This is a genomic window from Zobellella denitrificans (assembly GCF_002407485.1).
Taxonomy (GTDB): Bacteria; Pseudomonadota; Gammaproteobacteria; order Enterobacterales; family Aeromonadaceae; genus Oceanimonas; species Oceanimonas denitrificans.
Window position 1 is genome coordinate 131703 of the sequence record NZ_CP012621.1, and the last position, 21341, is coordinate 153043.

Consider the following 21341-nt stretch of genomic DNA (forward strand, 5'->3'; position numbering starts at 1 on the left):
TTTGGATGCGAGCAGTATCGGAAAATAAAATGGTACCGGTTCCATTTTCAGTTAAGAAAAGACGCGGCAAGGCCGGCTGTCAGCCGGTGCGAGCCAAGGCCGAGACATTGGCGCAGTTTTGGCCGAGGTCCCCATCGAGGGCGGCGATCAGGTTGTCAACCGCGCAGCGCACCATGGCCAGCCGGGTTTCGTGGGTGGCGGAGCCGATGTGCGGCAGCAGCACGGCGTTGTCCAGCCGGCACAGGGGCGAACTGCCCGGCAGCGGCTCGACCTCGAACACGTCCAGGCCGGCGGCGCGAATGCGGCGCTCCTGCAGGGCCAGGATCAGCGCCTGCTCGTCGATCACCCTGCCGCGCGAGCCGTTGATAAAGATGGCGTCGGGCTTCATCAGCGCGAACTGCTCCCGGCCGATGAAGCGCTCGGTCCCGGGTGTGAGCGGCAGCACCAGGCAGACGAAATCGGCCTCGGCCAGCAGGGCGTCCAGCGGCATCCGGGTGGCGCCCAGCAGCGCTTCCGCCTGCGGATGCGGGCTACGGTTGTAATAGCGGATCTTCATGTCGAAGCCGAGGTGGGCACGTCTGGCCAGGGCATAGCCGATGCGGCCCATGCCGATGATGCCCATGGTCTTGCCGTGCACGTCCACTCCGTAATGCTCCGGCCCTATACTGCCCAGCCAGCGGCCGTCGCGCACCAGGTTGGACAGCTCCACCACCCGCCGGGCGGTGGCGATGACCAAGGCGAAGAGGGTGTCCGCCGTGGTTTCGGTCAGCACCGACGGAGTGTGCATCAGGGCGATGCCGCGCCGGTTGAGGCTGTTCAGATCGAACTGGTCGATGCCCACCGAGATGGTGGATACCGCCCGCAGCCGGGACGCCTGCGCCAGCATCTCGGCGGTGATCGGGACGCTGGCGCCGATCAGCCCCTCCGCCTCGGCGAGGGCCGCCATGACTTCGGCCCTGTTGTGGGGGCCGATGCCGTCGAAGGCGCTGACCTCGAACCGCTCCCGCAAGCGGGCCAGCTCCGCCTCGGGAAGGGCTTTGTACAACACGATTTTCGGTTTCATGCGTGGTCCTTGTCGGCGAGCAGCCGGTCGAGGGTGGAACGGTCGGGCAGGCCTTCGCTGTCGCCGGCCACCTGGACCGCCAGCGAACCCAGCAGGTTGCCCCGCCGGGCGGCCCGGGCCAGGGGTTGGCCTTCCAGCAGGGCGGAGATCACGCCCACGGCGAAACTGTCGCCGGCACCCACGGTGTCGACCACCTTAGTCACCGGGAAGGGCGCCGCCGTACCCTGCTCGCCGCGGGCGGTCTTGTAGTAGGCGCCGGCGGGGCCCAGCTTGACCACCACGGTGCCGGCCCCGCGGGCCAGGTAAAAGTCGGCGATGTGCTCGGGCTCCCGCCGCCCGGTGAGGATTTCGCCTTCCTCGATGCCCGGCAGCACCCAGTCGGCCTTGCAGGCCAGGGCGTTCACTTCGGCCACCATGGTTTGTGCGTCCGGCCACAGACTCGGGCGCAGGTTGGTGTCGAACGACACGGTGCGACCGGCCTGCTTCATGCCGTCGAGGGCGGCATGAAGCAGGGCGCGCAGGCTGTCGGACACCGCTGTCGCCACCCCGCTCAGGTGCAGGTGCCGGCCGGCGGTGAAGAAGCTGGCGTCGTAGTCGGCGGTCGACAGGGTGCTGGCCGCCGAGCCCCGGCGGAAATACTCCACCCGGGGATCGCTGCCGTCGTCCGTCCTGGCCTTCAGTTGGAAGCCGCTGGGAAAGCGTGGATCCGTGATCACCCGCTCGGTGCAGATCCCTTCCCCGGCGATCGCACGGCGAATGTATTCGCCGAAGGCGTCGGCTCCGACCCTGGTGACATAGCCCACGCCGAAGCCGAGCCGGGCCAGGCCGATGGCCACGTTCAGCTCGGCCCCCGCCAGGCGGCGGACATAGCTGCTGGCGTCCGCCAGGGGGCCGCTCTGCTGGGCCGTGAACATGGCCATTGCTTCCCCTATGGTCACCACATCCAGACTCTGTACCGATGTCATGGCATCCTCTCGCTTGTGAGGTTGAAGTTCGCGTCCCGACGGCGCCGGGATCCCTGGCTGCGGTCAGCCGGTGTCGGCCCTGGCCGACGGAAAAGGATTATGGGACCGGTTCCATTGAGTGTTAAAGTAGTGCTATCCAATTTTGTGAAACGGCTCAGAAAAAAAGCATAATATGACAGTGTCACGGCGGGAGATGCCGAAACCGGGGCAAGCACGGCGCCGGGTCCCCTCCGCCATGGTTGCCGTGCCCGAACAGGATGGTGTTGATTTGAAAAAAAACATTAAAAAACAAAGTCATGCAACTATATCCGACGTGGCCAGGCAGGCCGGGGTCGGCAAGACCAGCGTGTCCCGCTACCTCAATGGCGAGCTGCAGCTGCTGTCGGAGGATCTGCGCAGTCGCATCGGCGCGGCGATCAAGGCGCTGGATTACCGGCCCAGCCAGTCCGCCCGGGCGCTCAAGGCCGGGCGCTCCAAACTGATTGGCCTGGTGCTGGCGGACATCACCAATCCCTACTCCATCGGCGTGCTGCGGGGAGTCGAAAAGATCTGCAACGAGGCCGGCTACATGCTGATGGTGTGCAACACCAACAACGAGCCCGAGCAGCAGAATCGCTATCTCGCCTTGTTGAGCAGCCATCGGGTCGACGGCGTGATCATCAATTCCGTGGGCATGTCCGACGAGTCGCTGCAGGCCTTTGCCGACATCGACTGTCCCTTCGTCTTCGTGGACCGCAAGAGCGCCGGCTTCGACTGTGACGTGGTGGGCCTGGACAACCGCCAGGCGATGAACATCGCCGCCGCCCACCTGATCGAGCAGGGGTACGAGTCCATCCTCTTCCTGACCCAGTCGCTGGCCATCGATACCCGCAGCGAGCGGCTGAGGGCGCTGCGGGAGTTCGTGGGAGATGAGCCTGGCATGAGCTGCAGCTATTTCGAATTTACCAAGGAAGAACAGCAGGTTGACCACGCCATTGCGGATTTTGTGGCGGCCAATCGGGGGCTGAAGAAGGCCATCGTTACCGCCAATGGGGTGGTCACCATGATCACCGCCAAGGCCTTGAAACGGCTGCGCATCGATTGGGGAACCCAGATCGGCCTGCTCAGTGTCGACGATCTGGACTGGGCCGAGCTGCCCGGCACTGGCATTACCTCGGTGCGCCAGCCCAACCAGTTGATCGGCGAAACCGCTTGTACCCTGCTGCTCAGGCGGATCGAGGGCGATACCGGCGCTTATGAGTCCCATTTGTATCCCGCTGAGCTGGTGATCCGCGGCTCCACCGCTATGTAGCGGTGGGGAACCGAAGCCAGCGTGCGCAAAAAACCGCCGGTGGGCGGTTTTTTTGTCGCCTTTTCCTGTAAATCCATGAGCTTCGTCACGCACTATTTTCCGATCTGCCGGGTGTCGTCACAAAATTGGCGTGAGTCCGTTTTCTTTTTTAGGAACCGGTTCCATTATTCTTTCGTGCCCAAGGGCTGTGCCTTGCACACGGAACATGACTCAGGATTTTGGAGGACGGAATGAAAAAGGTATTGGCGTTATTGGTAGCGGCGGCATTGGCGGGGTGTGGCGAGCAGGAGGCGGATTCCGGCGCCATCAACATCATCGCCGCGCACAACCAGACCAACATCTCCAGCCCCTATCAGACAGGGATGTTGAAGCTGAAAGAGGTGGCCGAGCAGGGCGGGGAGTTCAGCGTGGAGGTGCATGCAGGCACCATCGGCACCAACGAAAACGAACTGATGGAAAAGCTGGTGCTGGGCGGCGCCGACCTGGTGCTGGTATCGCCGGGCTTCATGACCTCCGCCGGTATCGATGAGGTTGATCTCTTCTCCCTGCTGTATCTGTTCGACGATTACGAGCACTGGGAGACGGTGGTCGACGGCGAGGTCGGCGACAAGATGGCGGACATCATCTTCGCTAAGTCGGGCGAGAAATACCGCGTCGTCGGCTACTGGTCGGCTGGGGTGCGCCACTGGTATGGCAAGCAGCCGGTCAACAGCCTGGACGACCTGAAGCAGATGAAGATCCGCACTCAGACCTCCGGGGTGGTGTCCCAGTTCTGGCGCGACGCCGGAGCGGTGCCCACCTCGGTGGCCTGGGCCGAGTTGTATCAGGCCCTGTCCAGCAACGTGGTCGATGCCTCCGAGAACGCCTACCCCTACCTGGTGCCGATGGAGCATCACAAGACCGCGAACGGCAAATACATTTCGGAAACCGGCCACGATTACACCACCCGGCTGCTGCTGCTGCGCAACGCCACCTGGGAGAAACTGGGCGACGAGCAGCGCACACGCTTCATGGCGGCGGTGCACCAGGCGACCCAGGCCGAGCGCCAGGCCATCTATACCGAGGAAAGCCAGTACAAACAGCAGGCCATCGAGGGCGGCGCCATCGTCAATACCCCGGACCGCCAGCCATTCATGGAGCTGGCGCAAGGGATCCAGCAGCAATGGGCCGAACGGCACGGCATGAGCGAGTTGGTTGAGCAGATCCGCCAGGCCCGGTAACGGTCGCCCGAGCGTGAAACCTCAAGGGATCGGCTGCACCCCGGGTGCAGCCCCATACAACGGGGAGTGACGATGGAACGATTTATCACCTGGTTGGCCAGGCTCCAGCTCGCGATCGGGACCCTGGCGCTGGTTATCTTCGTGGCCGCCACCCTGCTGCAGGTGTTGGCGCGCTACCTGAACATCTCGGTGCTGTGGACCGAGGAAGTGGCGGTCAACGCCTTTATCTGGGCGATATTTTCCGGTGCCGCCGTTATGGTGCGGGAGAAAAAGCACTTCAGCTTCAATGCGCTGGCGATGAAATTGACCGGTCGAACCCGCCTGGCGCTGGTGCTGTTCGAGCGGTCGGTCATGCTGGTGTTCTGCGTATTATGCGCTTTCTACAGCGTGGAGATCACCGATACCTTCTGGCATTCCAAATGGGTCACCCTGCCATCGTTGCAGCAGGGCTATGTCTGGCTGGTATTGCCGGTTAGTTTTGCGACTTCTTCGCTTTACCTGCTCGAGGGCATGTTGAAGGAGATCCGGGTCTGCGTCAAAAGGGAGAAGCCGGCATGGAGCTAGGGCTGATAGTGGTACTGTTCGTCGCCTTGATCATTCTCGGCATTCCCATTGCTTTTGCCATCGGCATCGCCGCCCTGATTGGGATATCCACGATAAGTGGCATACCCAATACGGTCATACCGATGAAGATGTTCTATGGACTCAACTCTTATGTACTGTTGGCGGTGCCCTTGTTCATCCTGACCGCCAACCTGATGAACAGCGGCAGGATTTCACGCAAATTGATCGACTTTTCCATCGCGTTGGTCGGCCGCAAGCCGGGCGGCCTGGCCCATGCCAATGTGATGGTGTCGATGATGTTCGCCGGGGTCAGCGGCTCCTCCACCGCCGACACTGCCGGGGTGGGCAAGATCCTGATCCCCAATATGACCAAGAAGGGCTACAGCCCGGAAATGGCGGTGGGGGTAACGGCGGCGTCGTCCACCATCGGCAGCATTATACCGCCCAGCATCACCATGGTGATCTACGGCGGCCTGACCAACACCTCCGTCGGCCAGCTGTTTATCGGCGGCCTGCTCCCCGGGTTGTTGATCGGCTTCGGCATGATGGCCTTGATCAGCCACTTCGCCAGGAAAGACGGACTGCCGGTGGCGGACAAGGTATCGCGCAGCGAATTCATGGCGCTGCTGAAGGACGCCATTCCGGCGATGATCACCCCGCTGATCATCATCGGCGGCATCGTCGGAGGCATCTATACTCCCACCGAGGCGGCGGCGTTCTCGGCGGTGTACGCCTACCTGATCAGCGCCTTCTACTACAAGACCATCAGGTTGAGCGATCTGCCCGAGATCTTTATCGACACCCTCAAGCTGAGCTGCCTGTCGCTGTTCGCCCTGGCGGCGGCCTCGGCACTGGGCGAGTTCCTCGGTTACTACCGGATCAACAGCCTGGTGGCCGAGTTTTTCGCCGGGCTGGGCGGCAACAAGTACCTGTTCATGTTTGTGGTGGTGCTGCTCTTCCTGTTCATCGGCACTTTCATGGACGCGATACCGGCCATGGTGCTGTTCGTGCCGGTGGTCTACCCGACCGCCCTGCTGCTTGGGGTGGAGCCGGTGCAGATGGGGATCATCGTCATCATCACCCTGTCCATCGGCCTGATCACGCCACCCTACGGCCTGTGCCTGCTGATCGCCGGCACCATAGGAGGTTTGCCGCTGAACAGGTCGTTCAGCTCGGTTCTGCCTTATATCTCGGTGATCATCCTGGTGCTGCTGGCGGTGATCGTCTGCCCCTTCCTGCTGCTGGTGTAGCGTTACACGATATCCAGCGGTTCCTTGCGCCGGGGCGGCGGGAAGGCGGCGTCCAGCCGGGCCAGGACCTCGTCGCCCAGCCGCAGGTGCAGGGCCCCGGCGTTCTGTTGCACATGCTCGGGCTGCACCGCTTTGGGGATGGCGATGACGTCGCGCCGGCCGTTCACCGGGCGGATGGCCCAGGCCAGCAGCAGCTGGGCCGGGGTGGCGCCGAGCTCGGCGGCAATGGCCTGCAGCTCCGGGTGGCCGAGCAGCTCCCGGCGCAGCCGGCCGCCTTGGGCCAGGGGGCAGTAGGCCATGGTGGGCAGTCCCTGCTGGCGCTGCCAGGGCAGCAGCGAATGCTCTATGCCCCGGGAGCCCAGGTGGTAGAGCACCTGGTTGACCGCGCAGCGCTCGCCGCCGGGCAGGGACGCCAGTTCCCGCATCTCGTCGATATCGAAGTTGGACACCCCGAAGCGCCGGATCTTGCCCTGCGCTTGCAGCCGCTCGAAGGCCTCGAGGGTTTCGTCGAGGGGCACGCTGCCCGGCCAGTGCAGCAGGTAGAGATCCAGATGGTCGGTGCCCAGGCGTTGGAGGCTGCGCTCGCAGGCCTGGATCGCGCTCTGCCGGCCGGCGTTCCAGGGGTAGACCTTGGACACCAGGAAGGCTTGCTCCCGGCGGCCCTTCAGCGCCTGGCCCACCACTTCCTCGGCACCGCCGTCGGCATACATCTCGGCGGTGTCGATAAGGGTCAGCCCCAGCTCCAGCCCCTGCTGCAGGGCCCGGACCTCGTCCTGCCGCGGGGCCAGTCCTTCGCCCATGTACCAGGTGCCCTGGCCGATGGCGGGCAGCTCGATGGCCGGCTGGCCGGCCATGGCCTTGAATGTGACGGTGGCGTCCATCTGTCCCTCTCATTTTTTGGAAATGAATTCCGCATTATGGTGGCGCAGTCGGCGCCGCTTTGCAACGGGCGGGCGGCCTTGCTTTTGCGTGCGCTTTGCGCTTGACTGGCCCTTGGCGGATCGGAACTAAAATAAAGACAGGGCACAGGAGCAGCGTATGACCACTTCACCCACCGACGGCCAGGACGAAGTCGCCCTGGTCCGGCGGCATCTCAAGCTCGACCATATGAACCAGTTGCAGATAGAGCAGCTGGCGGAGGTGTTCGGCACCGAGCCGGGCGTGGTCAAGGTGGTGGTGCGCAAGCACTGGCTGGATATCGATTACGACGCCGCCGTGCTGACCCTGGATCGGGTGATCGCCCTGCTGGAGGCCTACGGCGGCGAGCTGTCCCACGACTGGTGGACGGCGTTCAAGGCCCACTGGTATCGCCGCCGGGAAGAGAAGCTGCGCGCCCGGCTGGCCCAGGACGACGAGTCGTCCTCCGGTGAGCCCTAATCCTCCAGCGCCCGGCGCAGCACGCCCTGGCCCCGTTGCAGCCGGGCCCGGGCCTCGGCCTTGTTCAGCCCCGACAGCAGCATCAGTATTGCCAGCTTGACCTCCCGGTCGGCGTGCTCCAGCGCCCGGGCGGCGGTGCTTTCGTCCGCGCCGGTGGCCTGCATCACGATGCGGATGGCCCTGGCCTCGAGCTTCTCGTTGCTGGCGTTCACATCCACCATCAGGTTCTGGTACACCTTGCCCAGGCGGATCATGCTGGCGGTGCTCAGCATGTTGAGCACCAGTTTCTGGGCGGTGCCGGACTTGAGCCGGGTGGAGCCGGTGATCACCTCGGGCCCTACCTCGGGCTCGATGGCGATGGCCGCTTCCCGGCCGATGGCCGATCCCGGATTGCACGCCAGCGCCACCGTGCCGGCGCCCAGGGCACGGGCGTAGCGCAGGCCGCCGAGCACATAGGGGGTGCGGCCGCTGGCGGCAATGCCCACCACCACGTCCTTGTCGGACAGATCGATGTCCCGCAGATCCTGCTCGCCCCGGGTGGCGTCGTCCTCCGCCCCCTCCTGGGCGCGGAACATGGCCGCCTCGCCGCCGGCGATAAGCCCCACCACCATGCCTGCCGGCACGCTGAAGGTGGGCGGGCATTCGGACGCATCCAGCACCCCCAGTCGGCCGCTGGTGCCGGCGCCCAGGTAGACCAGGCGCCCGCCCCGGCGCAGCGCCGCGACGATGAGATCCACGGCGGCGGCGATCTCGGGCAGCACCCGGGCCACCGCCTCCGGTACCCGTTGGTCCTGGGCGTTGATGGTGGTGACGATGTCGAGGGTGCTTTTGAGATCGATATCCAGGGTGTCGGGGTTGCGCCCTTCCGAGGTCAGCTGGGCCAGATCGTTGAGCAGGTCGTGATGTTGCATGGGGATACCTTCGGGTTCAGCCGGGCGGGTGGATGGCGCCCAGTATGGCGGGACGGCGGGCGCCGGTCACCGCCGGCAGGTTGCCGGCCAGGCCGTGCAGGGTCTGGTGGGCCAGCCAGGCGAAGGCCATGGCCTCCATGGCGTCCATGTCCACCCCGGCGGCGTTGGTGGTGTCCACCCGCCAGCCGGGCAGCAGGGCGGCGAGGCGTTCCAGCAGCAGGGGGTTGTGGCCGCCGCCGCCGCACACCAGCAGCTCGCCCGCCGGCCACTGTTGCGCCTCGCGGACGATGGCAGTGGCGGTGAACTCGGCCAGGGTGGCCTGTACGTCGGCCACCGCCTCGTCGCCGGCGAGCTGCCGGTCCAGCCAGTGTTCGTTGAACAGCTCCCGCCCGGTGCTCTTGGGCGCGGGCAGGGCCAGCCAGGGCTCGGCCATCAAGCGCGACAACAGCGCGGGCAGCACCCGGCCACGGCGGGCGAGGGCGGCGTCCCGGTCGAAGGGCGCGCCGGTGTGGCGCCGGCACCAGAGATCCATCAGCATGTTGCCGGGGCCGACATCGTAGCCCCGCACCGGCGCCTCGGGCGCCAGCACAGTGATATTGGCGATGCCGCCGATGTTCACCACCAGCCGCACCTTGTCGGTGCCACCCAGCACCTGGCGGTGGAAGGCGGGCACCAGGGGCGCGCCCTGGCCGCCCAGGGCCATGTCCTTGCGGCGAAAGTCGTTGACGGTGGTGATGCCGGTCTCGGCCGCCAGCCGGTTGCCGTCGCCCAGTTGCAGGGAGAAGGGCAGGGGGCCGCCGGGCTGGTGCCAGACGGTCTGGCCGTGGCAGCCGATGGCGCTGATCTCGGACGCCTGCCGGCCGGATGCCGCCAGCAGTTGCCGCACCACATCGGCATAGGCCCGGCCCAGTTCGGCATCGAGCTCGCCCCATTGCCGGGCGGTGACGGCGCCGCCGCCGGCCAGGGCCAGCAGCCGGTCGCGCAGCCCGGGCTCGAAGGGGGCCGTGGTGCGTTCAAGCAGGCGGACTCGTTCGCCGTCGGTCTCGACCAGCACGGCGTCGATGCCGTCCAGGCTGGTGCCGGACATGATGCCGATGTAGCGCTCCATGATCACCAGCTCTCGGGCACTTCCAGCACCGGGCTGACCGGCACGCTGATCACCCCGTTTTCAAAGGGTTGCGGCTCGGGTTCGGCTTCCACCACCGGGGTGGGTTCGGGGGCGGGAGGCGGGGGCGTGGGAGTGCCGCCACAGGCGGTGAGCAGCAGCGCCAGGCCGAGCCACAGCGGTTTGTGCATTGCGTATTTCTCCGTGAAGGGTCACTATTTTCAACCCACAAGGTTGCCATAGCGCGGCAAGGGCCGCCAGCGGGCGGCGCAAATAAATGACGAGGGAGCACCATGGCCTACTGGCTGTTCAAGACCGAGCCCGACACCTTTTCCATCGACGATCTGGCCCGGGCCAATACCATCTGGGAAGGGGTGCGCAATTACCAGGCGCGCAACTTCCTGCGTGACCAGGTACAGGAAGGTGACGAAGTGTTCATCTACCATTCCAGCTGCAAGCAGGTGGGCATCGCCGGCATCGGCCGGGTGGTGCGGGCCGGCTTTCCCGATCCCTTCGCCTTCGATCCCGACAGCGCCTATTTCGACGCCAAATCCAATCCGGACAAGCCTACCTGGTATGCGGTGGAGCTGACCTTCGAGCGCCGCCTGCCGCTGCTGCCGCTGGCGGCGCTGAAGGCCAACCCGGCCCTGGCCGGGATGCCGCTGGTGCAAAAGGGCAGCCGGCTGTCGGTGATGCCGGTCACCCCGGCGCAGTGGCGGGCGATATTGGCGATGGCCTGAGTCAGAGCCCGAACACCCTGGCCAGGTAACGGGCCACGCCGTCTTCGTCGGCGCTCAGGGTACGCTCGTGGCGGGGCAGGGCATCCTGCAGCCGGGAGTGGGCGTTGGCCATGACCACGCCGCGGCCCACGCCGGACAGCATCTCGTAGTCGTTCATGCCGTCGCCGAAGGCGATCACCCGCTGCAGGGGTATGCCCTTGAGGCCCATCAGCGAAGCCACCGCCGAGCCCTTGTTGACCTCGCCGTGCATCACCTCCAGGCACTGGGGCAGGGAGAAGGTGATGTTGAGCCGGTCGCCGAAGTGGTCCAGCAGCAGTTCTTCCATTTTCAGCAACTGCTGGTGATCGCCGGCGTAGAACACCTTTTCCACCCCCTGCTTGGCGGTGGCGCGCAGGTCGGTGAGCCGGTAGCGGAAGTCGCTGTCGGGGCTGAAGTCGAGCATGCCCGGCATTTCTTCCTCCACCAGCCAGTGTTCGCCCCGGTACACGTTGAGGTGCACCCCGGGCAGGCGGAAGCGGCCGACCAGATCCTCCACCATCTCGGCGGGAATGGTCTGGTTGTAGATAAGCTTGTCGTCCGGGTTGTGCACCATGGCGCCGTTGCTGGTGATCAGGCTGACGTTCAGCCCCAGCTTGTCGCGGATGGAGCGCACGTCCACGTAATGGCGGCCGGTGGCGACGATGAATTCGATATCCCGGGCCACCAGCTGGTGCAGCACTTCCCGGGTGTAGCCGGAAACCTGGTGATGGCTGTTGAGCAGGGTGCCGTCGAGATCCGACACTATCACGTTGTACATAGGACTGTCCTGTTGGCTGGGAACGGGTGCACCGTTCAGGAATGTTGTTCGAAGAACGACAGTGCAGCTTCCAGTGCTTGCCGGCGTAGCGGGTCCTGCTCGATAAAGAGTTCGTGGGCCGCCCCCTCGATCACCAGGGGATTGTCGTCCCGGCAGGAGCCCTGGGCCTGGCAGAAGGCCCGCTGCGCCTCGTTGTCGACCACCACGTCGGCGCCGGCCTGCAGGACCAGCAGCGGCGTGGTGATGCGATTGGCCTTGGCAATGGCGTCGTCTCCCGCCATCAGTCCCTGCCGCAGCCATTGCAGGCTGGCGCCGCCCAGCTGCAGGGCCGGTTGTTGCCGGTACAGCTCGCGGAACAGCCGGTAACGGGTTTCGCTGTGGGTCAGATCGTTGTCGACGAAGGCCACCTCCATGTAGTCCCCCTGGCCCGGCGCATAGCAGACCGTTTTGCCCAGCCAGCGGCAGCCGGTGTCCAGCACCGCCACCAGGGCGTCGGCCAGCCAGCGCGGCATGGGACCGAGGAAGATGCCCATCATGGGGGAGGAGAGCACCGCCGCCTCCAGCTTCACCCGGGTTTCCGCCAGCCAGAGGGCGGAGACGGTGCCGCCCATGGAGTGGGCCAGCAGGTAGAGGCGCTGCGGTTGCTCCGGCAGCACCTGTTGCTGCACGAACTGCTCCAGATCCTGCACATAGTCGTTGAAATCGCCCACGTAGCCCATCAGGGGATCGGTCAGCAGGCGCGGCGCCAGGCCCTGGCCCCGGTGATCGTAGAGATAGACGTTGTAGCCGTTGCCGAACAGATCCCGCGCCAGCTCCTGGTATTTGAGGTAGGCCTCGGTACGGCCGTTGACCAGGATCACCGCCTTGTCGTGCTCCGCCTTCGCCAGCTTGGCATAGGGCAGGCGCAGGCCGTCGCCGGCGCGAAAATGGCCCTCCACCGCGTGGTCCCGCCAGAAGGCCTGCAGGCCGGCCAGTCCCAGCCGGCGCAGCTCGGCTTCGGTGGTCAGGTGCGGCGTGGCGGCGGTGGCGACATTCATAACGAGGCAGATCCCGAGCAAGAGCAAACGAGCGAGCATGGCGGTCAAGGGTTGTTTCCGGGTGGATGGCATGCCGCCCAGTTTATCGTGAAAGCCGGGCAGAGAACATCTCTGGCGTGAGGCGTGAGGGGGCAGACCGCCCCCGGGCCCCGGGGTATTTATTTGCGCTGGCGGTAGACCTTGAGCACGTTGGGGGTGACCCGGATCTTGCGCATGATGTTGGCCAGGTGGATCCGGCTCTTGGTGGTGATCAGCAACTCCACCACATAGACCCGGCCGTCCTTCTCCTCGGTGCTGATGCTGTGGATATTGGCGCCGGTGGCGGCGATCACGTTGGCCAGCTCGGCCAGGGCGCCCTGATGGTTGACGATTTCGATGCCGATCTCGGTCTTGAACTCGAAGTCGAAATCCTGCTCCAGATCCCACTGCACCGGCAGGTACTTGTCCGGCTCCTTGGCGTAGCCGCGGATGTTCTTGCACGACTCCAGGTGCACCACCAGGCCCTTGCCCGGGCTGATGTGGGCCACGATGGGATCGCCGGGGATGGGACGACAGCAGTTGGCAAAGTTGAGCAGCATGTCGTCGGCACCGCGGATCGGCATTTTCTTCACCGCCTTGTTGCGTTCGGCGGGGATCTCGTCCAGCTGGCCCAGCAGCCGGCGGGCCACCACCACGCTCATGGCGTTGCCCAGGCCGATGTCGGCCAGCAGGTTGTTGAGGGAACCGTGCTTGGTGTCCTTCAGCACCTGCTCGACGCGTTCGGGGGGAATGTCTTCCAGGTTTTTGGCGCCCAGGGCGTGGTTGAGCAGCCGCTTGCCCAGCAGCACCGATTCCTCGGTGCGCAGGTTCTTGAGGAACTGGCGGATCTTGGTGCGGGCGCGGGAGGTGACCACGAAGTTGAGCCAGGCCGCGTTGGGGCGGGCGCTGGGGGCGGTGATGATCTCCACGCTCTGGCCCGAGTGCAACGGCTGGCTGAGCGGAAAAGGCTGGCGATCCACCCGGGCGCCGACGCAGGCGTGGCCGATGTCGGTGTGCACCGCGTAGGCGAAGTCGACCGGGGTGGCGCCGGAGGGCAGCTCCAGGATGCGGCCTTCCGGGGTGAACACGTAGATTTCCTCGGGGAAGAGGTCGGTCTTGACCCCTTCGATAAACTCGAAGGAGGAGCCGGCGCTCTGCTGCAGCTCGAGCAGGCTCTGCATCCAGCGCTGGGCCCGCACCTGGGCGGTGGTGCCGGAGCTTTCGCCGTCCTGCTTGTAGGCCCAGTGGGCCGCCACCCCCTTGTCGGCCATCTGATCCATGTACTCGGTGCGGATCTGCACCTCCACCGGCACGCCGTGAGGCCCCACCAATGAGGTGTGCAGCGACTGGTAGCCGTTGGTCTTGGGAATGGCGATGTAGTCCTTGAACCGGCCCGGACGGGGTTTGTACAGGGTGTGCATCTGGCCCAGTACCCGGTAGCAGGTGTCGATGTCCTTGACGATCACCCGGAAGGCGTAGATGTCCATCACCTCATGGAACTGCAGCTCCTTCTTCACCATCTTGTTGTAGATGGAGAACAGGTTTTTCTCCCGTCCCCGGACCAGGGCCTCGATGCGGGCGTCGTCCAGCCGGCCCTTGATCTCCTCCAGGATGGACTGGATGATCTCGCGCCGGTTGCCCCTGGCCCGGCGCACCGACTCGCGCAGCACCCGGGTGCGCATGGGGTAGAGGGCTTCCAGGCCCAGCTCCTCCAGTTCGTTCTTGATGCTGTGGATGCCGAGGCGGTTGGCGATGGGGGCGTAGATTTCGAGGGTTTCCCGGGCGATGCGGCGGCGCTTGTCCGGGCGCAGGGCGCCCAGGGTGCGCATGTTGTGGGTGCGGTCGGCCAGCTTGATCAGGATGACCCTGATGTCCTGGGTCATGGCCAGCACCATCTTGCGGAAGTTTTCGGTCTGGGCTTCCTTGCGATCCCGGAACTTGAGCTTGTCGAGCTTGGAGACCCCTTCCACCAGATCGGCGACCGGTTTGCCGAACTGGTGTTCGAGCAGCTCCTTGGTGACCGGGGTGTCTTCGATCACGTCGTGCAGCAGGGCGGCCATCAGGGTTTCGTGGTCCAGGTGCATCTCGCCCAGAATGCGGGCCACCGCCACCGGGTGGGTGATGTAGGGCTCGCCGCTGGAACGGGTCTGACCCTGGTGGGCGTCCCGGGCCAGGATATAGGCGGCCTTCAGCTGTTCGACCTGCTCGGCCGGCAGATAGCTGGAGGCCAACTCCTTGAGTGATTCAAACAGATACAATCTATCTATACCCCGACAGTCAACGCCGTTTACACAGTTCAGAGATGAGGCCCGCTCAGGCCGGGAAGGGGCCCGCGGCGCGGGCCTGGAGGGCAAGCCGGTGTTAGCTGCGGCCTTCGGCGATGGCGGCCACGGCGGCCAGTTCGGCGGCTTCCAGCTCCTGCTGTTCCTGGCGATCCTGCACGTCCATCACGGCGTGGTTGACCAGGCCTTCCTCGATCTCGCGCAGGGCGATCACGGTGGGCTTGTCGTTCTCTTCGTCGACCAGCGGCTCCTTGCCCTGGGTGGCCAGTTGGCGGGCGCGGCGGGCGGCAACCAGGACCAGATCGAAGCGGTTGCCAATCTGTTCTACAGCATCTTCAACAGTAACGCGGGCCATAACGGACTCCAATGATTAAAAAAGGTGCAAAATTCTAATGGATCTTAGCTTATTCCGCCAGTAGCCGGGAAAGCAAGTCCTGGTAACGGGCCGCCTGCTTGCCGGTGTTGGCGCGCTCGGCCTCGATGATGGCGCTGAGCTGGTTCAGGGCGTGCTCGAAGCTGTCGTTGACCAGCAGGTAGTCGTACTCGTCGTAATGGGACATTTCCGATACCGCCTTGGCCATGCGGCCCCTGATCACCTCGGCGCTGTCCTGCTGGCGGGCGTTGAGCCGGCGCTCCAGCTCTTCCCGGCTGGGCGGCAGGATAAAGATGGACTTGGCGCTGGGCGACTGCTCCCGGATCTGGCGGGCGCCCTGCCAGTCGATGTCCAGCAGGATGTCGATGCCCTGGGCCAGCTGGGCGTCTATCCACTCGCGGGAGGTGCCGTAGTAGTTGCCGAACACTTCGGCCCACTCGTAGAAGGCGCCCCGCGCGATCAGCTGTTCGAACTGCGCCTTGTCGACGAAGTGGTAGTGCACCCCGTCTACCTCGCCCGGGCGCATCGGCCGGGTGGTGTGGGAGACCGACACCTGCAGCCGGCCGTCGGCGCTGGGGCGCTCGAGCAGGGCCTTGATCAGGCTGGATTTGCCCGCACCGCTGGGGGAGGAAATGATAAAGAGGGTACCGATGTGCGCCATAGTGTCTGCCCGTTCGAGGTTGTCTGCCAGCGCCGAGCATGGCGGCTGGAACCAGGGGCGGCAAAGCTTACCAGAAGCCGGCAGATAAAAAAATGGCCGTTGTAAACACAACGGCCAGTCAAAAGTAACTATAGCTTGCTGCGGAAGTGCCCTCCACGCAGATTTCATTATGATCAGGTGACCGCTTCGGCTCTATCAGTTTTTACCTGCCAGAAACATCGTAAATACCGAATTATTATGCGTGTAAGCCGGGCTCAGCACTGGAACACCATCACCTTGTCCCGCAGCCGGCCGACCTGCTGGCTCAGGTGCTGGCTGGCGCTGGCGGCCTGCTGCACCATGGTGCTGGCCCGGGCGCCCTGCTCGGCCAGGTGTTGCAGCCCCTCGTGGATCTGGCCGATGGCGTCCTGTTGGGCCCGGGTGCCGGTGCTCATGCTGCTGTTGATGGCAAACACCTCCTCCAGGCGCCGGCTCATCTGCCGCAGCTGGTCGCGGGTGCGGGTCAGGCTGGCCAGGCCGTGCTGGCTGCTGCCGGCGCTGATCTCCATCTGCTCGGCCACCTGGGCGCTGGCGCCGCGCAGGTTGTCGATCATGTGCTGGATTTCGGTGGTGGAGCTCTGGGTGCGCTGGGCCAGCTGGCGCACCTCGTCGGCGACCACGGCGAAACCGCGACCGTGCTCGCCGGCCCGCGCCGCCTCGATGGCGGCGTTGAGTGCCAGCAGGTTGGTCTGATCCGAGATGCTGCGGATCACTTCCAGCACGTGCAGTATGTCGTCGCTGTGGCGGCGCAGGGACTCCATCCGCGCCTTGGCATCCAGCATGTCCTGCTCCAGCCGGCCGATGGCACCGTAGCTCTGCTCCAGCTGCCGCTCCGCCGCGTCCAGCACGGCGCTGCCTTCTTCCGAGTAACGGCCGGCCTCGCCGGCGTTGGTGGCGATGTCGGCCACCTGGGTGGTGATGCCGTGCATGACCCGGGTGATCTGCTCCAGTGCCGACTGCTGCTGATGGAAGGAGTCACTCGCTTCCCGGGCCCCGCCGTGCAACTGCTCCACCACCACTTCGGTTTCGTCGCTGACATGGCGGACTTCGCTCAGGGTCTGGCGCAGCTTGTCCATCAGCAGGTTCAACTGCCGGCACAGGTGGCCGATCTCGGCCTGATCCCGGGTATCGAAGCGTACCCGCAGATCCAGGTTGTCGGCGGTGGCGCTGATCTGGCGGCGCAGCGAGGCCAGGGGCGCGATCAGGGCGCCGGCCATGGGATAGAGCAGCACCAGCCCGAGGCTCAGCAGCAGGCCGGCGATGCCCAGGGTGGTCAACTGGTTGTGGCGGATCTCTCCCTGGATGTCGGCGGTGGGCACCTCGGCCAGCAGAAAACGCTGCAGGGCGGGCATCCAGATGGCGCCGATGAATTTCTCTTCCCCCTGCCAGTCCAGGCGGAGGATGCGGCCCTGCTCGCTCTTGTCGGACAGCAGGCCGGCCAGCTCGGGCTGGCCGCCCAGGTCGAGCCTTCCCGCCAGGCTCATGTCCGGGTGGATGTCGACCAGGCCGGAAGGCTGCACCAGCATCACCTGGCCGCCGGCTCCGATGCGGAACTCCCGGATCAGGGCGCCGAGCTGGCTCATGTTCATGGCGCCGCCGGCCACGTTCAGCGGCTGCCCCGCCGGGTTGGTGCGGTGACTGCGGAAGTTGACGAACATCAGCAATTGCTCGTCGCTGAAGGCGTTGGTGTCCAGGTTCAGCTCAAAGGACCGGCCGCCGTTCAGGTAGCTGAAGTACCAGGCGTCGTCGGGGTTGTCGGCGGACATCCGTCGCCAGTTGAGCTTGCCGTCTTCGTAGTGGTGGTAGCGTATCTCCCGGCCGTCGTTGGTGGCCATGAACACCGCCGTGGCCTGCAGCGACTCCTGCACCTGGGCCAGGGCCGCCTGCATCTGCGGCAGTTGTTCTGCCGGCGCGCCGGCGGCAATCCAGTCCAGGATAAAGGGATTCCTGGCCAGGGCTTCGGAGCCGGTGATGGCGGTATTCAGCCTGGCCTGGACCTGGGCCGCGATGGCCGAGAGCGCCGTGGGCAGTTCGTCGTGCTGCAGCCGGGACAGCCGGTCCCGTCCGTTGAGGGTGGACTGCAGTACCACCACCAGCAGGACGAGGACGGCCAGCAGCAGGGCCGTGGCGATAAACAGGCGGGTGCGCATGCCGAGGCGATGCCATTGGTTCATGTTCTTCTCCCTAGGATACGCCGGCGTTCGTTGCCGGCGGTGCTCTATGTTGTTGGTTGTTAGTTATTTTGTGGTGCGTGCGGTGGTGATTCGGGTAAGGGCGGTGTGCTCCGGCGAGACTGGGATGGATTCAGCTTAATGTCGTTTTGAGTCCCTTTGCCAGCGTCGGTGAGCCCTTCACCGGTAAATAGCAGGAAATGTTGAAAATATTGTGTCATTTACCGATAAGTTTCGGGAAATATCGAAAATAGAGTGGTGAATGGGGGACATGAGGAGCAGTGATATTTTAAATGCACATTATCCCTGATCCCGATCAAGGGCGAACCCGGGGCTTTATGCGGCAATGACCATCTGTCGGGTATTTGATACCGGCGACGTTGTCGCCGGTGATGAAAAAAGGAGCCACAATGGCCGATAAACCCCCAATAGACTGGGATCCCAGGGCCGAAGCCGTCCTGCAGGATCAGATTGCCGCCTATGATGAACTGCGCCGGCGATGCCCTGTTGCCTACAGCGATTATCTGCAGTGGTCGGTGCTCGGCCACCGGGAGGTGCGGCGCATCCTCGAGGATCACCACGGTTTCAGCAATGCCGTATCCCGTCATCTGTCCGTGCCGAATGGCATGGACCCGCCGGAGCATGGCCGGTACCGGCGGCTGATCGAGCCTTATTTCGATGACAAGCGCATGGCGGCCTTCGAGCCGGCCTGCCGGGAACTGGCCCGTCGCCTGGCCACCGCCCTGCCCAAGGGCGAATGCGAGATGATGGCCAGCCTGGCCCAGCCGTTCTCGCTGCGGGTGCAATGCGCCTTTCTCGGCTGGCCGGCCTCGTTGCACGAGCCGCTGCGCCAATGGGCCGGGAAAAACCACCGCGCAACCCTGGCCGGCGACCGGGCCCAACTGGCGGCGGTGGCAACCGAGTTCGACGGTTATATCCGCACCCTGCTGGCGGAGCGCAGAGCGCTGGGCGCCGATGCCCCGGACGATCTGACCACCGCCCTGCTGCGGGAGCGGGTATCGGGGCGGCCGATGACCGACGAGGAACTGGTCAGCCTGCTGCGCAACTGGACGGTGGGCGAACTCGGCACCATCACCGCCAGCATCGGCATCCTGATCCACTATCTGGCCGAGCACGGCGAGGTGCAGCGCCAATTGCGCCAGGATGCCTCGCTGCTGCCCGCCGCCATCGACGAGATCCTGCGCATTCATGCGCCCCTGATCAGCAACCGCCGGGTGACCACCAGAGAAGTCGAGGTGGGTGGCCAAACGCTGGTGGCGGGCGAGCGGATTTCCATTCTTTGGGCGTCGGCCAACCGGGATGAGGCGGTGTTCGGCGATCCGGACGAGTTCCGCCTGGATCGGGATCCGGCGGACAACCTGCTCTATGGCGCCGGCATCCACGTCTGCCCGGGGGCGCCCCTGGCCAGGCTGGAATTGCGGCTGGTACTGGAGGCGATGCTGCAGGCGAGTGACTGGTGGTCTTTGCCTCCCGGACGAGAGCCGGTCAGGGCCCGCTACCCGGGCAGCGGTTTCAGCACCCTTTGGGTCGGACTGGAATAAGCCGCTCCGGGTGACCGGAGCGGGGATTACTGCCGCGGGGGCGCCTGGCGGACCACGCTCACCGTCCCGTTCTCCGCTACCGGGAAACGCATCGCTTGTCACTAGGGTTTGGAACAAAAAGCCCTTGTGACACAAGGGCCGGATCGAGCAATCAGTTGGTGAAGCATCACTCGATATTCTGGATCTGCTCCCGCATCTGCTCGATCAGCACCTTCAATTCCACCGCCGAGGCGGTGATGTCGGCGTTGATCGACTTGGAACCCAGGGTGTTGGACTCGCGGTTGAACTCCTGCATCATAAAGTCCAGCCGACGGCCGCAGGCGCCGCCTTTCTTGAGGATCTTGCGGGTTTCGGCAATGTGGGCGCCGAGGCGGTCCAGTTCTTCGGCCACGTCCACCTTCTGTGCCAGCAGCACCATTTCCTGCTCCAGCCGCTGCGGGTCCAGCTCCAGTTTGGCCTCCTCGAAGCGTTCCTGCAGGCGCTGGCGCTGCCAGGCCAGCACGTCGGGCATATGGGTTTTCACCTTGACCACTTCCTGCTCGATGCCGTCAAGCCGCTGCTCGATCAGCGCTTTCAGCTTGTCGCCTTCGCTGGCGCGGGCGGCGAGGAAGTCGTCGATGACGGTATCCAGGCAGCCGATCAGGGCACTGCTGAGGGCGTCCATGTCCTGAGCCTGGGCTTCCATCACCCCGGGCCAGCGCAGTATGTCCACCGGGTTCATGCTGCCGTGGCCGGCCTTTTCCATCACCCAGGTGGCGCCTTCGATCAGTTGCTCGGCCAGGGCCTTGTTCATCTGCAACTGTCCCTGGTTGGCCAGGTTGGACTCGAAGCGCAGGCCACATTCCACCTTGCCCCGTTGCAGCCGGGCCCGCAGTTTTTCCCGCACCAGGGGTTCCAGGCCGCGGAACTGTTCGGGCAGGCGGGTGTAGGTTTCCAGGTAGCGCTGGTTGACCGAGCGGATTTCCCACACGGCGGTGCCCCAGTCTTGCTTGAATTCCTGACGGGCATAGGCGGTCATGCTGTGGATCATGGGGTTCTCATCTGGTAATTGGGCGTCATAACCAGAGTGTGACACAGGGTGGGGCCGGCGCCAATGGCGGACGGCATGCAATGGCCGTCCGCTTTCTCTATAATGGCGCCACTTCGCCCGCCGGGCGAAACCCGCTTTTCACCCCATTTGGAGGATCCCATGTCAACACGAGCCTGCGGACGCGCGCCCGATCAAATCCGGCCGGTCACCATCACCACCAACTATACCCGTCACGCGGAAGGCTCTGTGCTGGTGGAGTTCGGCCACACCAAGGTGCTGTGCACCGCCACCGTGGAAACCGGGGTGCCCCGCTTCCTCAAGGGCAAGGGCCAGGGCTGGGTGACGGCGGAATACGGCATGCTGCCCCGCTCCACCCACAGCCGGATGCAACGGGAGGCGGCCAAGGGCAAGCAGGGTGGTCGCACCATGGAAATCCAGCGGCTGATCGCCCGCTCCCTGCGGGCGGCGGTGGATCTCAAGGCCCTGGGCGAGTACACCATCACCGTGGACTGTGACGTGCTCCAGGCCGACGGCGGCACCCGTACCGCCTCCATCACCGGCGCCTGCGTGGCCCTGGCCAACGCCCTGCAATGGATGCAGGAAAAAGGCATGATCGCCGCCAATCCCCTCAAGACCCTGGTGGCGGCCATCTCTGTCGGCATCGTCGACGGCCTGGCGGTGACGGATCTGGAATACACCGAGGACTCGGCGGCGGAGACCGACATGAACGTGGTGATGACCGCCGAGGGTAAAATGATAGAGGTACAGGGCACGGCGGAAGGCGAGCCCTTCAGCCACGAAGAACTGCTGGCCATGCTGGCCCTGGCCCATAAAAGCATCGACGAGCTGGTGGAGTACCAGCGCCGGGCCATTGCCGGCCTGTAAC

At 64.9% G+C, this 21341-nt stretch carries 21 protein-coding genes; 8 read left to right on the top strand and 13 right to left on the bottom strand.

The window, feature by feature from the left end; all coding sequences use genetic code 11:
* Positions 1–79 precede the first annotated feature (79 nt).
* Together AN401_RS00575 and AN401_RS00580 are read right to left on the bottom strand one after the other, a co-directional pair.
* The gene (locus tag AN401_RS00575) at positions 80–1063 is read right to left on the bottom strand and encodes an NAD(P)-dependent oxidoreductase (protein WP_094041037.1); all 984 of its coding nucleotides are present in this window, start codon (positions 1061–1063) and stop codon (positions 80–82) included.
* Positions 1060–2028 carry a sugar kinase gene (locus tag AN401_RS00580; RefSeq protein WP_096778276.1) on the bottom strand — a complete coding sequence of 323 codons (969 nt, stop codon included), beginning with the start codon at positions 2026–2028 and terminating at the stop codon, positions 1060–1062. The genes AN401_RS00575 and AN401_RS00580 overlap by 4 nt, the downstream gene beginning before the upstream one ends.
* Positions 2029–2296: 268 nt before the next feature.
* Between AN401_RS00580 and AN401_RS00585 the strand changes: the two genes are divergently transcribed.
* The 4 genes from AN401_RS00585 to AN401_RS00600 all read left to right on the top strand — a co-directional run bounded on the left by AN401_RS00585 (position 2297) and on the right by AN401_RS00600 (position 6353).
* Complete coding sequence (locus AN401_RS00585; protein ID WP_198401781.1) at positions 2297–3319, top strand: LacI family DNA-binding transcriptional regulator; 1023 nt, start codon at positions 2297–2299, stop codon at positions 3317–3319.
* A 230-nt stretch (positions 3320–3549) separates the two neighbouring features.
* The gene (locus AN401_RS00590; RefSeq protein ID WP_094041034.1) at positions 3550–4539 is read left to right on the top strand and encodes a TRAP transporter substrate-binding protein; all 990 of its coding nucleotides are present in this window, start codon (positions 3550–3552) and stop codon (positions 4537–4539) included.
* A gap of 72 nt (positions 4540–4611) precedes the next feature.
* Positions 4612–5103 (top strand): TRAP transporter small permease, encoded by a 492-nt coding sequence (locus tag AN401_RS00595; protein WP_096778278.1) that lies wholly within the window; start codon positions 4612–4614, stop codon positions 5101–5103.
* Positions 5094–6353, top strand: coding sequence for a TRAP transporter large permease (locus tag AN401_RS00600; RefSeq protein ID WP_096778279.1), 1260 nt, complete (start codon positions 5094–5096; stop codon positions 6351–6353). The genes AN401_RS00595 and AN401_RS00600 overlap by 10 nt, the downstream gene beginning before the upstream one ends.
* 2 nt (positions 6354–6355) lie before the next feature.
* Here AN401_RS00600 and AN401_RS00605 read toward each other — a convergent pair whose 3' ends face one another.
* Complete coding sequence (locus tag AN401_RS00605; protein WP_096778280.1) at positions 6356–7234, bottom strand: aldo/keto reductase; 879 nt, start codon at positions 7232–7234, stop codon at positions 6356–6358.
* Between the two features lie 157 nt (positions 7235–7391).
* Here AN401_RS00605 and AN401_RS00610 point away from each other — a divergent pair, with 157 nt between their 5' ends.
* The gene (locus AN401_RS00610) at positions 7392–7730 is read left to right on the top strand and encodes a hypothetical protein (protein WP_094041427.1); all 339 of its coding nucleotides are present in this window, start codon (positions 7392–7394) and stop codon (positions 7728–7730) included.
* Here AN401_RS00610 and murQ read toward each other — a convergent pair.
* From murQ to AN401_RS00625, 3 genes are read right to left on the bottom strand one after another with little or no spacing between them, the layout of a single operon-like run.
* Positions 7727–8626 carry an N-acetylmuramic acid 6-phosphate etherase gene (murQ, locus tag AN401_RS00615; protein WP_198401864.1) on the bottom strand — a complete coding sequence of 300 codons (900 nt, stop codon included), beginning with the start codon at positions 8624–8626 and terminating at the stop codon, positions 7727–7729. The two genes, AN401_RS00610 and murQ, sit on opposite strands and share 4 nt — an antisense overlap.
* 31 nt (positions 8627–8657) lie before the next feature.
* The gene (locus AN401_RS00620; protein WP_232513427.1) at positions 8658–9752 is read right to left on the bottom strand and encodes an anhydro-N-acetylmuramic acid kinase; all 1095 of its coding nucleotides are present in this window, start codon (positions 9750–9752) and stop codon (positions 8658–8660) included.
* Complete coding sequence (locus tag AN401_RS00625; RefSeq protein WP_096778283.1) at positions 9752–9937, bottom strand: hypothetical protein; 186 nt, start codon at positions 9935–9937, stop codon at positions 9752–9754. The genes AN401_RS00620 and AN401_RS00625 overlap by 1 nt, the downstream gene beginning before the upstream one ends.
* 102 nt (positions 9938–10039) lie before the next feature.
* Between AN401_RS00625 and AN401_RS00630 the strand changes: the two genes are divergently transcribed.
* Positions 10040–10486: an EVE domain-containing protein gene (locus AN401_RS00630; protein WP_094040671.1), complete on the top strand. Its 447-nt coding sequence runs from the start codon at positions 10040–10042 to the stop codon at positions 10484–10486.
* Between the two features lies 1 nt (position 10487).
* On the opposite strand, the gene AN401_RS00635 is transcribed toward AN401_RS00630, so the two are convergent.
* The 6 genes from AN401_RS00635 to AN401_RS20235 all read right to left on the bottom strand — a co-directional run bounded on the left by AN401_RS00635 (position 10488) and on the right by AN401_RS20235 (position 17866).
* A complete protein-coding gene (locus AN401_RS00635) occupies positions 10488–11282 on the bottom strand; it encodes a Cof-type HAD-IIB family hydrolase (protein WP_094040670.1) in 795 nt (264 codons plus the stop codon).
* A gap of 35 nt (positions 11283–11317) precedes the next feature.
* On the bottom strand, positions 11318–12319 hold the full coding sequence (locus AN401_RS00640; protein WP_232513360.1) for an alpha/beta fold hydrolase: 1002 nt from the start codon (positions 12317–12319) through the stop codon (positions 11318–11320).
* Between the two features lie 158 nt (positions 12320–12477).
* Positions 12478–14595 (bottom strand): bifunctional GTP diphosphokinase/guanosine-3',5'-bis pyrophosphate 3'-pyrophosphohydrolase, encoded by a 2118-nt coding sequence (gene spoT, locus AN401_RS00645; protein WP_094040669.1) that lies wholly within the window; start codon positions 14593–14595, stop codon positions 12478–12480.
* Positions 14596–14698: 103 nt separating this feature from the next.
* Positions 14699–14974, bottom strand: coding sequence for a DNA-directed RNA polymerase subunit omega (gene rpoZ / locus AN401_RS00650; protein ID WP_094040668.1), 276 nt, complete (start codon positions 14972–14974; stop codon positions 14699–14701).
* 49 nt (positions 14975–15023) lie between these two features.
* Entirely contained in the window at positions 15024–15653 is a 630-nt protein-coding gene (gmk, locus tag AN401_RS00655; RefSeq protein WP_096778284.1) for a guanylate kinase, read from the bottom strand.
* Positions 15654–15907: 254 nt separating this feature from the next.
* Positions 15908–17866 carry a methyl-accepting chemotaxis protein gene (locus tag AN401_RS20235; RefSeq protein ID WP_096778285.1) on the bottom strand — a complete coding sequence of 653 codons (1959 nt, stop codon included), beginning with the start codon at positions 17864–17866 and terminating at the stop codon, positions 15908–15910.
* A gap of 407 nt (positions 17867–18273) precedes the next feature.
* Between AN401_RS20235 and AN401_RS00665 the strand changes: the two genes are divergently transcribed.
* Positions 18274–19425: a cytochrome P450 gene (locus tag AN401_RS00665; RefSeq protein WP_096778286.1), complete on the top strand. Its 1152-nt coding sequence runs from the start codon at positions 18274–18276 to the stop codon at positions 19423–19425.
* 166 nt (positions 19426–19591) lie between these two features.
* On the opposite strand, the gene AN401_RS00670 is transcribed toward AN401_RS00665, so the two are convergent.
* The gene (locus tag AN401_RS00670; protein ID WP_094040664.1) at positions 19592–20455 is read right to left on the bottom strand and encodes a YicC/YloC family endoribonuclease; all 864 of its coding nucleotides are present in this window, start codon (positions 20453–20455) and stop codon (positions 19592–19594) included.
* Between the two features lie 159 nt (positions 20456–20614).
* Between AN401_RS00670 and rph the strand changes: the two genes are divergently transcribed.
* Positions 20615–21340, top strand: coding sequence for a ribonuclease PH (rph, locus tag AN401_RS00675; RefSeq protein WP_094040663.1), 726 nt, complete (start codon positions 20615–20617; stop codon positions 21338–21340).
* Position 21341 lies beyond the last annotated feature (1 nt).